Source organism: Mesorhizobium sp. ES1-6 (assembly GCF_020164775.1).
Taxonomy (GTDB): Bacteria; Pseudomonadota; Alphaproteobacteria; order Rhizobiales; family Rhizobiaceae; genus Mesorhizobium.
In genome coordinates, this window is sequence record NZ_JAIUGU010000008.1 from 64,515 (window position 1) to 76,879 (window position 12,365).

15 protein-coding genes are annotated in these 12,365 nt (G+C 59.6%); 9 read left to right on the plus strand and 6 right to left on the minus strand.

Features of this window, described 5'->3' with window-relative positions; all coding sequences use genetic code 11:
• Nucleotides 1–64: 64 nt before the first annotated feature.
• Together LB564_RS19895 and LB564_RS19900 are read left to right on the plus strand one after the other, a co-directional pair.
• Nucleotides 65–958, plus strand: coding sequence for a sugar phosphate isomerase/epimerase family protein (locus LB564_RS19895; RefSeq protein WP_224540296.1), 894 nt, complete (start codon nt 65–67; stop codon nt 956–958).
• 136 nt (nt 959–1,094) lie between these two features.
• Nucleotides 1,095–1,448, plus strand: a complete 354-nt coding sequence (locus tag LB564_RS19900) for a cupin domain-containing protein (protein ID WP_140708223.1) — start codon at nt 1,095–1,097, stop codon at nt 1,446–1,448.
• Nucleotides 1,449–1,512: 64 nt separating this feature from the next.
• Here the strand turns inward: LB564_RS19900 and LB564_RS19905 are convergent, their stop codons facing one another.
• Both LB564_RS19905 and LB564_RS19910 read right to left on the minus strand, forming a co-directional pair.
• Nucleotides 1,513–2,181 (minus strand): NAD(P)-dependent oxidoreductase, encoded by a 669-nt coding sequence (locus tag LB564_RS19905; protein ID WP_224540569.1) that lies wholly within the window; start codon nt 2,179–2,181, stop codon nt 1,513–1,515.
• Nucleotides 2,182–2,235: 54 nt separating this feature from the next.
• The gene (locus LB564_RS19910; protein ID WP_224540298.1) at nt 2,236–3,102 is read right to left on the minus strand and encodes an SDR family oxidoreductase; all 867 of its coding nucleotides are present in this window, start codon (nt 3,100–3,102) and stop codon (nt 2,236–2,238) included.
• Between the two features lie 104 nt (nt 3,103–3,206).
• Here LB564_RS19910 and LB564_RS19915 point away from each other — a divergent pair, with 104 nt between their 5' ends.
• The 7 genes from LB564_RS19915 to LB564_RS31505 all read left to right on the plus strand — a co-directional run bounded on the left by LB564_RS19915 (nt 3,207) and on the right by LB564_RS31505 (nt 9,425).
• Nucleotides 3,207–4,097, plus strand: coding sequence for a LysR family transcriptional regulator (locus LB564_RS19915; RefSeq protein ID WP_224540300.1), 891 nt, complete (start codon nt 3,207–3,209; stop codon nt 4,095–4,097).
• 1,351 nt (nt 4,098–5,448) lie between these two features.
• On the plus strand, nt 5,449–5,697 hold the full coding sequence (locus LB564_RS19920; protein WP_140708233.1) for a hypothetical protein: 249 nt from the start codon (nt 5,449–5,451) through the stop codon (nt 5,695–5,697).
• Between the two features lie 16 nt (nt 5,698–5,713).
• On the plus strand, nt 5,714–6,517 hold the full coding sequence (locus LB564_RS19925; protein ID WP_140708235.1) for a Ku protein: 804 nt from the start codon (nt 5,714–5,716) through the stop codon (nt 6,515–6,517).
• A 41-nt stretch (nt 6,518–6,558) separates the two neighbouring features.
• Complete coding sequence (locus LB564_RS19930; RefSeq protein WP_140708237.1) at nt 6,559–6,867, plus strand: hypothetical protein; 309 nt, start codon at nt 6,559–6,561, stop codon at nt 6,865–6,867.
• A 537-nt stretch (nt 6,868–7,404) separates the two neighbouring features.
• Nucleotides 7,405–8,409, plus strand: a complete 1,005-nt coding sequence (locus LB564_RS19935) for an alpha/beta fold hydrolase (RefSeq protein WP_224540302.1) — start codon at nt 7,405–7,407, stop codon at nt 8,407–8,409.
• 28 nt (nt 8,410–8,437) lie between these two features.
• Complete coding sequence (locus LB564_RS19940; protein WP_224540304.1) at nt 8,438–8,968, plus strand: DUF1003 domain-containing protein; 531 nt, start codon at nt 8,438–8,440, stop codon at nt 8,966–8,968.
• A gap of 328 nt (nt 8,969–9,296) precedes the next feature.
• On the plus strand, nt 9,297–9,425 hold the full coding sequence (locus tag LB564_RS31505; RefSeq protein WP_263491444.1) for a hypothetical protein: 129 nt from the start codon (nt 9,297–9,299) through the stop codon (nt 9,423–9,425).
• A gap of 446 nt (nt 9,426–9,871) precedes the next feature.
• Here LB564_RS31505 and LB564_RS19950 read toward each other — a convergent pair whose 3' ends face one another.
• The 4 genes from LB564_RS19950 to LB564_RS19965 form a co-directional block, all read right to left on the minus strand.
• A complete protein-coding gene (locus LB564_RS19950) occupies nt 9,872–10,048 on the minus strand; it encodes a hypothetical protein (RefSeq protein ID WP_157163632.1) in 177 nt (58 codons plus the stop codon).
• A 180-nt stretch (nt 10,049–10,228) separates the two neighbouring features.
• Nucleotides 10,229–10,825, minus strand: coding sequence for a sigma factor-like helix-turn-helix DNA-binding protein (locus tag LB564_RS19955; RefSeq protein WP_224540308.1), 597 nt, complete (start codon nt 10,823–10,825; stop codon nt 10,229–10,231).
• Between the two features lie 386 nt (nt 10,826–11,211).
• Nucleotides 11,212–11,448 (minus strand): DUF6894 family protein, encoded by a 237-nt coding sequence (locus LB564_RS19960; RefSeq protein ID WP_224540310.1) that lies wholly within the window; start codon nt 11,446–11,448, stop codon nt 11,212–11,214.
• Between the two features lie 19 nt (nt 11,449–11,467).
• Nucleotides 11,468–12,202, minus strand: coding sequence for a Crp/Fnr family transcriptional regulator (locus LB564_RS19965; protein WP_224540312.1), 735 nt, complete (start codon nt 12,200–12,202; stop codon nt 11,468–11,470).
• Nucleotides 12,203–12,365: the final 163 nt, after the last annotated feature.

The window sequence follows — 12,365 nt, forward strand, 5'->3', positions numbered from 1 at the left end:
CAACGAAGGCGCGGCCGGTTCGATCCGGCCGCGCCTTTCTCACTTCTGTATACCGGAGACGATCATGTCGCGCATCGGAATCCATTCTTTCGTCTGGTCGGCAAGCTCGGCGCAGAGCGAACTCGAACGCACGCTGGCCAGCACCAGGGAGGCCGGTTTCGGCCTGATCGAATTCTCCTATCTCGATCCCGCCAATGTCGACATTGGCGGGCTTGCCAAGCGTATCGCCGACCTTGGCCTCGGTGTGGCGATCAGCATCGGATTGCCAGCCGACGGCGACATATCGAGCGCCGACAAGGCGATTGCGGCGCGCGGCGTCGAGATTCTCAACGACACCATCGCGCTGACGCGCGACCTTGGCGGCCGCAAGGTGGCCGGCATTCTTTCGACCAGCCATGGCCTGCAGGTCGAGGCGCCGACGCGCGATCAGTGGAACCGCAGCGCCGGGACATTGGCCGAGGTCGCCGAAACCGCGAAGGCCGCCGGCGTCACGCTCAATCTCGAAATCGTCAACCGCTTCGAAAGCAACCTGCTCAACACATCAGCGCAAGGGTTGGCCTTCATAGAGGACACCGGTTCGGACAACATCTTCCTGCATCTCGACACCTTCCACATGAACATCGAAGAGGCCGATGTGGGGCTCGCCATCCGCCATGCCGCGGCCAAGATCGGCTATGTCCATATCGGCGAGAGCCACCGCGGCTTTCTCGGCACCGGCAATATCGATTTCGCGGCGATTTTCGATGCACTGACCGCGATCGGTTACGCCGACGATCTCAGCTTCGAATCCTTCTCCTCGGAGATCGTCGACGAGAACCTGTCGAAAAAGACCGCGATCTGGCGCAATCTGTGGACCGACAACAAGGCGCTCGCCAAGCACGCGCGCGCTTTCATCGGCCTCGGGCTGGAGACGGCGCAACGCAAGGCTGAACTCGTCTCGGCGCCGCACAAGCCTTAGCAACTCAAGGTCGGCGCGGGTAGCCGGCGGTCTGCCCGGATGCGCGGCCGCGCCTGTTTCGCTTTGCACGGCATTGCTCCCGTCAAGTGCATCGGCTATCCGACCTCTGCGACACATGAAGCAAACGGAGCCCGGCATGACGAACAAGACCATCCTCAAATTCGGCGCGGTCGAGCACGCGGAAGCCGGCGATCTGCCTGGCTGGATCGCGGTCGAGGGCCAGCCGACCATGCAGACCGCCGTCCAACATACGACCGCGGATGGTAAGGTGATATCGGGCACGTGGCGGGCGTCGCCGGGCACTTATCATGCGACCTACACCGACTATGAATTCGTGCACATGATCGCCGGCCGCATCATCATCACGCCCGATGGCGGCACCCCGGTCGAAGTCGGTCCTGGCGACGCCTTCGTGGTGGAAGCCGACTTCAAGGGCACCTGGAAGATCATCGAGCCGGTGACCAAGCATTTCGTGGTCAAGGTTGGCTGAGGCGGTCTGGCGGCCGTGGTCATCTCGGCAGAGGGACCACGACCGATCGCACGCTGAATGGCGTTCACCAGGTTATCAACGGGGAACGATGCAGCCATGTGTCGTTGCGCACCTGGTCCAAGACAAAGCTGGCAACGTTTGCTCGCGATATGGTTCCGCCATGGAAACCTGAGAGATCGGTGAGCGCGCGGATCGTCTCTCGGCTGGGCTTGTCGTTGAGCACGGAGGGGCGAACGAGAACCCAGTCGAGACCGCTGTCCCTGACGATAGCTTCCTGACGGTTCTTGTCGGCATAGACCTTGCGCAAAAGCAGCGGGAAAACCAGGTTGTCGAACAGAAAGCCGCCATGGCCCGCGCTGTCTCCGGCGCCCAGGCCCGTGATGGCGACAAGGCGGGAGACGTTTTCGGCCTTCATTGCGGTCACGAGCGTCCGCGTCGCGGACGAGAGGAGGGTCACCTCGCGAAATGGGCTAGCGGCAGTGCCAAGCGCGCTGATGACGGCGTCGCGGCCCTTTAGCGCTTGCCGCAGGACCTCCTCATCGCGGGCATCTCCCACGATGAGCTTTGCGCCCTGGAGATCGCCCGCCTTTTCGGGAGAGCGCACGAGCACGGTGACATCGTAGCCTCTCTCTTGCGCCTGACCTACGATCAGGCGACCGGTGCCGCCGGTCGCTCCAAGGAGCAATATCCTGGGTCGGGCATTGGGGCCGTTATCGGTTTGGGAATTTTGCATGATAGCTACCTCGGAAGGGGGGGCGCCTCGCAAGAGGCAGTCCCAGGTTGACGGTCATGATGCGGCAAGCTCAGTCGCGAAGTCGCGGTATGAGTGCAGCGGGCGGCCCAGGATTTCTGTCAAACGCTCGACGTCGCCGGCCTTTGGAAGCATCCCGTCGGTGACATAACGCTCCGCCATCAGGCGCATCTCATAGGCCATCCATGTGGGCATGATTTTCGCCAGATTCTGCTCGAAGCCGGCCGGATCATCACCGCCATAGGCAACCGGACGACCCAGGACATCCGACCAGATCGTGGCTACATCCGAACCAGTCAGCGTATCGGGGCCGACCAGATTGATGATTTCGATCGGGAGCTTGCCTGGGGCCAGGTCACGACGGATCAGCTCGATGGCCGCGACCTCGGCAATGTCGCGGGCGTCGACCATGGCGATGCCCTTGGCTCCGATCGGCATCGGATAGACGCCATGGTTGAAGATGACGTCCTTGATCATGAGGTCATTGTCGATGAAGTAGGCCGGGCGCAGGATCGTGGCGCAGAAACCCATCTGTTCGATCATCCGCTCCGCGCCGGCCTTCACCGCGAAATGCGGAACGTTGACGAAGTGATCGCTGTGGATCACCGACAGGTAGACAGCCCGATCGACGCCTGACTCTCGGGCAATGTTCAGGGTGATGAGCGCCTGGGTGAATTCGTCCCCCGACACCGCGTTGAGCAGGAACAGCGTGTTGACGCCGGCAAACGCTTTGCGCAGGGATCCGATATCGAGCAGTTCACCTTGCACGACCTCTACAACGGCCGGAAAATCAGCCTTCGAGGTGTCGCGAACTAGGACGCGCACATCGGCGCCGCGCTTGACGAGTTGCTGGACGACTTGGCGGCCGACACGGCCAGTGGCTCCGGTAACGAGGATTGTCATGGTTGTTTTCTCCGGGTTGGGTTGCTTGACGACCCGAATATGAGTGGTTCACACATGGACCAATAGATGCGAATTTTGGACACAACGTATCACTGGTGGAACGCATGGATTTGCTTGCTCTCGCTGATTTCGTCACCGTGGCGCGCCACGGCGGCTTTGGGCGCGCGGCGCGCGCCGCCGCCCGCCCGAAGGCGACGCTGTCGCGTCGGGTCGCGGATCTCGAGGCCAGCCTTGGCCTGCGCCTGTTCGAACGCGGCGCACGCACGCTCAAGCTGACTGAGGAAGGGCGCGCTTTATATGAGCGTGCGGGTCGCTTGCTTACCGAGCTCGATGAGACTGCTGTAGCGATCGCCTCGGGTGGTGAGAAGCCGCGAGGCAGGTTGCGGATCAGCGCGCCGCTTGTTTTTTCGCAGACCGCGATGGGAAAGATCGCCGCCGGGTTCGCCCTGAAATTTCCGGAAGTGAGGCTCGAGGTCTCGACGGAAGATCGTTCCGTGGACATGATCGAGGAGGGATTTGATCTGGTGATCAGGGTCAATCCGGATCCGGATGACAGCCTCGTCGGACGAGTCTTCCTGCGCGATCGGCTGGTGGTCGTGGCAAGCCCTGACCTTGCCCGGCCGTCCGGACACCGCCCCGCTCCCGCGGTCGTGCGCTCGGCCGGCGATCAACCGACCTGGGCCGTGAAGACGCCCACCGGCCGGGCAACGATCGCGGTCCAGCCGGTCCTCGCTCTGTCATCGCTGATCATGGTCCGGGATGCGGTGCGAGCAGGCGTCGGTGCCGGCCGCCTCCCCGTGTCGCTTGTCAGCCACGATATAACCGAGGGCTCGCTGGTGCATTGGGGTGATGTTGAGGGAGGCGACATCACCTTGTGGACGCTCTACCCGTCCAGGCGGCTGCTAAGCGCCCGGGTGGCCGCGTTCCTCGACTATCTCAAACAGGCATTCCCGATGGGGACGCCTGACGAATTGGCCGCCTATATCGGCAAGTGAGGAAGCGGGCCGCGTCGACCGACCGACTTACTGCACGTAGCCATCGTAAAGTTCAAAAAGCAGGTGATCCCGACAGGAATCGAACCTGTGACCTACAGATTAGGAATTTATCATTCGACCTTTCCTATTCCCAATGCCAGTCTCTGTACGATTGCGTGGTCATAACATGTACAAATTGTTGTGACTTTCGTACAGCGTTCCGCGTTCGTCGTTCGTACCACCCCGCCTACATCCGCGACTTGGCATAGTTGGGAGACCGTGCCCCCCTTCACCCCGACTGGTCTGGCGGCGCTCGATCGAGCTAGAGGCGCGCGCATACCATTCTGACGTAGCGTGAGAACTTCCAATCTTGCCAGCTGAGCAAGAGCCCGCTCACGCTGAGGGCCGGCGGAGCGGGCTCTTCTATGGCAGTCTCGAGGGAAAGATTGCCGCGTCTCCAACCGTCCAAAAGCACGAACGTTCCAACGAAAGACTGTACCATTTCGGACCAAATCGCCACCTCCATCATTTCTTAACGACACAAAGGGAGGACGGAGTCATGTTGCAGCGCCAATGCAACATCTGAGAGATGGAGGAAGCCATGTTGTTTCCTGGTCAAGTCGTCATGTGCGGCGAACTGGAAATGCTCGCCCGCGTCTGTCGGACCGCCTGCAAAGAGAGGGGCATTCCGCTCAACAGCCAGGAGGCACAGACACTCGCGTCCCATGTCCTGAAGCTTTTCCTAAACGGCCTAACGGGCGAGGAAGAGCTTCTAAGCGCCGAGCGAAACCGCATGAAGAGGCAAGCTCACATTGATGTGTTGAAGCAGCCGTCCGCGCCCCAGCACCTCGTGTCCAATAGCTAGGGGCAAGTCGCCTTGCTGACCTCGTTGTCTTACAGGCTGGTGCCAAAGATCTGTTTCGTTGTCCACGCCAGCGGCTCGAAGCCGGCATACGTCGTCTAACTCCCGCCCACAAAAGAGGTTCCCTTTCTTGGCAGTCGTCTGAAGCCAGACGGGACGATCACGGCACACACCTTCGGCACCAGCAAGACGCCTGGACGTTCAATCATCAGATGGCAGTATGCAGGCACCAATCATTGATCTTTTGGCAACGGCCGTGAAAACTGCACGTCGGTCCCGGTCGGCAGGTTTTCTTGATCACGGCACGGCAGTCATCGCCGATGCCTTGCAGCTCATCGCGTTCTTCGTGCTGCCCTCATGGCCGGCTTTTGGCTGGCGGCCACGGTACCTCAGAACATTCAACACAATGTTTGATACGGGACCCGTTCGATCGTTCGGACGCCATCGTGACGAACAGGGAACTTTGTTGACCGGAACCAAGTTCATGATCATCCCTCGGGAGGATCGATCATGGCTGGAAATGAAAACCGCCGCGAAACCGGCGCCACAAAATACTCGAACAAAGATGGAGGCGACCACCAAAGCGAATTCTCACAAGACAAGAGGCATCAATCTGATGGTCAGAATTCGTCGTGTCGGCCGACACCAAGCCCCGCCACGCAGAAAACATCCGGCGCCGGGCCGGCCGTCGCGGAGCATTCCAAGGACGCCAAGGCGCCCAGGTCAGGTCGGCAACCCGGCGCCTACGTGAAGGATTGAAGAGCGGAGAAAAGACATGGCGGCTCCCCGCGCGGTCTGGAAGGGCTTTCTGAAGGTCGGTTCGGTGTCTTGCGGCGTGAAACTCGTGAGTGCGACCAGCGAAGCGTCGAAAATCCACTTCAAAATTCTGAACAGAAAAGACGGCCTCCCGGTCAACAGCGCTTACGTTGACGAGGGAACTGGCGACAGGGTCGAGAGCGAAGATCAAGTGAAGGGGTACGAGGTCGAGAAGGACGATTTCATCAAGGTCGAGCCGGAGGAGATCAAGAAGCTCAAACTGACATCGGCCCACACCCTCGAGGTGGGTGAGTTCGTCGACATCTCAAGCATCGACACGCGCTACCTGGAGAAACCCTATTACCTCATTCCCGCCGATGGCGCCTCGATCGAAGCCTTTTCCGTTCTCCGCGATGCCATGGCCAAGAAGCGTGTCGCGGCGCGGTCCTGCGTGGTTCTGTACCAGCGTGGCCGCGAGGTCGTGATCCAACCGTACGGCAAGGGAATGCTGCTGACCGAGCTTCGTACTCACAACGAGATGACCTCGGAAAAAGCCGTATTCGACGATTTGAAGAGTCCCACGTATGATGAGGACCTTCTCGAAATCGCAAGCTTGCTGATCGACAAGAAGGTGACCAAATTCGATCCCTCGAAGTTTGAGGACACCTATGAGGACGCGCTAATCGCAATGATCGACGCGAAGCGGAAAGGCAAGAAGCCTCCCAAGGCGGCGCCGCGTCCGGAAGAGAATGTTGTCGACCTGGCATCCGTTCTGAAGAAGAGCTTGGCTCGTGAAGGGATCAAGCGCCGCAAGTCGGCATGACGGGCTGCGTTCGGCGTGGGCCAGTCCACACAGGCCTCAAAATGGTACTGATAGAGATCCTGCTCCCATTGAACGATAATCTCGGAAATCCTTTTCCGCGCGAGGTCTACAAGCACCTCCAGGAACAACTTACCGAAAAGTTCGGCGGGGTCACCGCCTACACGCGGTCGCCGGCAAGTGGCACCTGGAATGATGAAGCAGGGGCAACTCGCCATGATGAGGTGGTGCTATTTGAGATCATGGCGGAAACATTGGACGCTGCCTTCTGGCAAACATTGAAAGGGAAGCTCGCTGACCAGTTTGAACAGGACGACGTCATTGTAAGGGCGACGGAAATCACATGCCTTTAGGGCGCGCCAGCACAGGTTGGTGACGTGAAATGGTACCCTCTCCGCCAACGGGCGAACCAATCCGGTTTCAAGCCGTAACATGAAGCCACCGCCTTTCAGGCCTGGAGAATTCACTGTTGATCGCGTTGCGGGCTTAGCCCGCTACTCCACGTGGGGTAGCGGGCTTTTCGTATTTCAGACGCCAGGTTTCGGAAGCCGGCCCGCAAAACAGCCAGCGGGCAGGGACCGCCTTGGCCGTCGGCGCGACGTTGCGAAGAGCTACCTCACCAGCAGACTTCCGTCGACGATCTGTACGCCATCGGTGACGTTGTAAAAGCGCTGAATCAGATGGCCATCGCGTTTGAACATGCTGCCATCGCCGCATCCGATGCCTCAGAGAGTTCGCGTTTCAAGCCGTTTGAGCCAGCCATAGGCAGTGTCGTTGTCTAGCGGAACAAGCTGCCCTTCCGAAGGTTGGGGCGCGGCGGGGCACCGAGCAAGACAGTTCCTGGCAGGCAGTGCATGGCGTTCCACAGAGACAGACCGAAGCTCTCGACCGTGCTGCTCGTCGCCGCATTGTCGGCACTTGCCGGGTACAATCACGCCCGCGCCAAACGTGCGCTTTTTGGCCGGGCGCACGGCCATTTCATGGAGATTGAAGGTCTTCGCCTGCATTTTATCGAAGCCGGCACCGGCATGCCGCTCATTTTGTTGCATGGAAACGGATCCATGGCGCAGGATTTCAAGTCGAGCGGTATCTTCGATCGGGCGGCAAAGACCTACCGGGTACTCGCATTTGATCGGCCGGGCTTCGGCCGAAGCACGCGGTCGCGCGGCCGGCGGTGTTCCGCCCGTAACCAAGCCGATCTCATACATGCCGCCGTCGGCAGGCTGGGCATCGAGAACTATCTCGTGCTTGGACATTCCTGGGGCGCCTGGGTAGCCCTCGAATTGGCGCGCAGGCATTCTCCTTCGGTTGCCGGCATCGTGCTGGTCTCCGGCTACTACTATCCACCGCCCCGGCTTGATCTTGCGCTGGCCGCCCTGCCGGCTCTCCCGGTCGTCGGCACTGCGTTTCGCCACACCTTGCTGCCGTTGCTTGTGAGGCTTGCCTGGCCTTGGGCGATGCAGAAGATCTTTCATCCGGCGGATGTCGCTGCCGACTTCGCCGTTCTCGCAAAGGATGTCGCCAGCCGCCCTTCCCAACTGCGCGCGGTGTGTTCGGAATCGGCATCGATGCTGGGGGCAGCCCTGCTAAGGAAGCCCAGCTACACGGACATTGCCGTCCCGACGGGCATCCTGGCGGGGTCTGGAGACCGGCTGTTCGACGCCGAGGGGGAGGCACGACGCCTGCATTCGGAGGTCGGTGGGTCCCTCCTCGATGTTGTTGAGGGCGCCGGCCATATGGTTCATCAGAGCGCCCCGGAGGCGGTGATCGCCATGGTGGACACGATTGCAGGACGGCACTCCTCGTCTCAAGAGACCGGCGGCCGTGAGCCGGCGAATTCAGGCGATGCAGCCTCGCCGGGCGTGCCAGGCCGGCGATGGTCGGCGCTGGGATGATTTTGGCCGCCAAACCGGGCTTTTTAAAATGAACGATCAGCATCCCGCCGACATGCAGTCGATCCTTCACCAGAACATACAGGCTTTGGTCGACCACAGGCGACAACAGGAGGAACACCAGGGGGTTCAGGTGCGCATTGCCGGCGCCATTTCGCGCTTTGCGGGAAGCATGCCTTTTGTCTATTTGCACCTAGCAATTCTCCTCGCCTGGATGCTTGCGAACCTAGGCCTGATACCGGCCATTCCAGCTTGGGACCCGACCTTTGTAATCCTGGCCATGGTGGCCTCGGTCGAGGCGATCTTCCTGTCCACTTTCGTGCTGATCAACCAGAACAGAATGGCCGAACACAGCGAGCGCCGAGCGGAGCTGGATCTGCAGATCAGCCTTCTTAACGAGCACGAAACCACGCGGCTCATCGAAATGGTGGCTGCCTTGACGGAGCGCCTGAATGTCTCGACACCAGCCGATGAGGAGCTGCCGCAACTGGCCGAGAATGTCGATCCTCGGCAGGTGATGACGGAAATCCAGCAAGCTTCTGGAGATCAGGAGAAAGCTTGAGCAGAAACGAAGATGCCCGCGTCGGAGGCGGCCGCCGCAGGGGCTGATCCAACAAGAGCCTATACCCGGGAGCATTCGCTGCACTTCAAGGTTCGGTCGCAGGCCTACAATCCTCCCTCATTGTCTTGGCCTTCGAAGCTGGCGAAGCAGCTTCAGCCCGTCTCGGTTTTCCGACGCGGCCATGACTCCGCCGCGAGGTCGCGGCGGGACTCAGCCGACACCGGCGATACCTGTCATATGGAACAATTTGACGCCGAGATCGTAGTAGCGGCGGCGACTTGAGAGTTTCGGGACGAGCGATGCTGTTCCGATCGTCGGAAATGAGACGATGATCCTTCTCGACCTAGAGCCAGCTTTGGAGGAGGCCGGCTTCCAGGTCGTCGGCGTGCGAAATGCGGCCGAGGCGCTGGCGGATTTCCATCCCGATCCAAACCCTTCTTTCTGCCGCAGATCATAATCGCCGTTTCTCTGCTTTAAAGCGCACAGCAAGCCCCGGGAAACTCACATCTCGCTGATGGGAATTTCTCCTTCATGAAAACCATGGAACATTCTGTCCTGTGTGACGTTAGGGCGCGCCGGGGAATCCCTATTGCAGGATTTTGCGGCGCGGAGGCGGGATGCAATGCATAGGGATGCCTATACCCCATCGGAACTTGCGGTCCTGAGCCGCGTCCTTGCACGCAGCAACCTCAAAAACGAGACCGAAATCGAGAGAGAACGGCGCGCATCGCGCATCCTTGCTTACTACCAAGCCGGGATCACGGACGAGAACGAGCTCGAACAGCTTTCGCGACAACCGCTGGGCAGGTGAGCTTTCGCCTCGTCTCTGAGAGCTGCCGTTGCAGGGGCCCTCGGACTCCGCAACCGGATGCCTGTGGGAGTTGTCCAAGCAGCATGCACCACCTATTCGTCGAGCTTTCGGTCGAGTTCGTCGAGCAATGACCGATGCTCGCGGGGCATGTCCGCATCCGTCGGAAGATCCAGCAACTGGCGAAGCTGGCGACGGCTGGCGTCCGATGCGATCCACTGACGTATGAGACGGGCTATGGCTTTCTGTTGCGCCTTGCCGATTTCTTCCATCTTGGGAACCCGAGCTGACCGAGGGTCGAACTCGGCGGATCCCTCATGGTTCCCTGCCATGCACAACAAACCTGCGGTTGAGCGATCGGCTACCTCAGGGCGAGCGATGCATTGGCTGCCTGGCAGCCATTCCGAATTTTTGCTCGAATTTCTGCCTTGAACACTACCGCGCTTTGCTCATCATCCATTCGATTGTTCAGGTGTGGCTTCCGCGGGGACACCCGACTGGACAACCATTCTTGTCCTCGCATCCTGTATCCGGCCCTTGATGGTGGCTGTGTCGCAGTCGCAGATGTCGGCGGCGTCTTCATAGGACAGCCCGAGCATGCAAACCAAGACGATGGCCTGCCGCTCCTGATCCGCCAGGAGGTCTATGGCACGTGCTATCCCGGGGCCGGTTCCCATCTGTTCCAGAGCCTCGGAGGCAAAAGGTTCCGACAAGCAACTAGCCCTTCCTCGACTTTGTAAGTCCGTGTCTTCAAGCCTGGCCAAGGACGCCCTGCGCATGGTGGCGAAGATCCAGGGCTTCACGCGGCCTCCATCAACACCATCGAGATCTGCAATCCCCTTGATCAGTGTCTCTCGGACAAGGTTGTCAGCTTCATCGATGCTGCCACTGAGCGAACGGGCGAATGCCCGCAATGCCGGAACAAGGTCCACCAGGTTCGTCTGTTCGCCAGAATCTGGTAAAGACAAACCTCCAGGATAGGTAGCGGGCTGTGTCTGCTCCGCAAGGACCGGACCGGACGCGTTGAGGTCGGAACGGTGTTCAGTCATCGCAGTTATCCTGAAGATCGATAGGCCCTGTTTCGTGTCGGCCCGATCTGGTGGGGTGGAGGGTCCAAGAAGCCACAATCGTCATGTTTTGCTCCGGGCTGATGCTCGGACCCGTCATCTGCCGGGTCCTGCTGCGTGCGAAGCAGGGGTGCATTGTCCCTCGGCACGCACAGACCCAACTAATCCGATCACTGACCCGGCGCACTTACATAGATTAAAGCGCGCGCCCGCTTGCACCGATGGATATGCTACGCGACCGAGCACTGCGTGGTCCTACGGCTCGGGGCTTTCGAGATACGTCGTCTCGCTGGATGCCGTCCGATAGGCATCTGAAGCTGGTTGGATGAGGAGGGGCTGATCGGCGGTGCCGCGAAAATCGGCGGAATTCATCTCATCAACATGATCTGAAGCGAGAGGCTTAGCCGCAGGATTTTGTCGCCATTTTCATCACGCACCTCGACAAACACTTTCTGACCGTCAACGCTTTTCAATGCGTCTCTCGTAAGATCGATAAGGCCTTCGAATCCGACTCGGCGTACCTCTTCGAGGCCACCGCATTCGACACCTATCTCATCCAGCAAGACCAAATCGCGATCGCCGGTGTCAAAGAAAAATCGTGCCATGGGAGAGCTTCCGTCACCACTAATCTGCCGGGTTCTTTTGGTGCAGGTAGGTCGTGTCGAAATCTCCTGCGTGAGTGAGGCGGGGCCAGTCGATCGCATGCATTCTCGTGCCTGTGGTCGCGATGAGGCCGTCACGACGTAGTTCCTGAAGCATTCGATTGACGTGGACCGTGGACAACCCCAATGCATCGCCAAGTGCGGCTTGGGTTATCGGAATATCCGCAATGTGATCCTCAATGCGTCCGACTGCCCGCAAGCGAAATATGAGTTCGCACAAAATATGAGCCATGCGGGTATAAGCCTCACGTCTTCCAACGTTGGTGACCCACTCCCTGTACATCGCCGCGTCGATCAGCGTCGACCGCCAGAAAGCGGTGGCGATACGAGGGTGCTGGTCACAAACGCTGCGGAGAACGTCATGTCGCATGAAGCCCACTCGGGCCGGTGTCAGGGTCGAGAAATTGCAATCCATGACCGACAGATGCAGCCCGTGCAGATCAGGAATGTCCCCGGCCACGAAGAAGGACGTGATCTGTCGCTTTCCTTCGCTCGTGTATTTGGTGGAGCCGATCAAACCATCCAGAACGACAAACGAGTAAACAGGACGCTCGCCCTCACGCACCAGGTCGTGGTTGGCGGAAAAGTCTTTCTCCTGAATCGGTATGCTTTTCAAAACCGCAATTTCAGCCTCTCGGATTTCCGAGATGGTCTCAAGCTTGCGGATAAGGACATCCGAGGATGAAGTAGGGGACAAAATGGCTACCTAGCTGATTTTGCACACCGAACTTTTATCCACGCCAAAAGTTCCGGATGGCGATGAATCCGAATAAGCAGGAGGCGCGATCAAAGCCGCGGCCTGTGTAGCAAACGCACCAACAGCTTGTACGTTTTCATACCTACCCTCGCTCCGCCGGCAG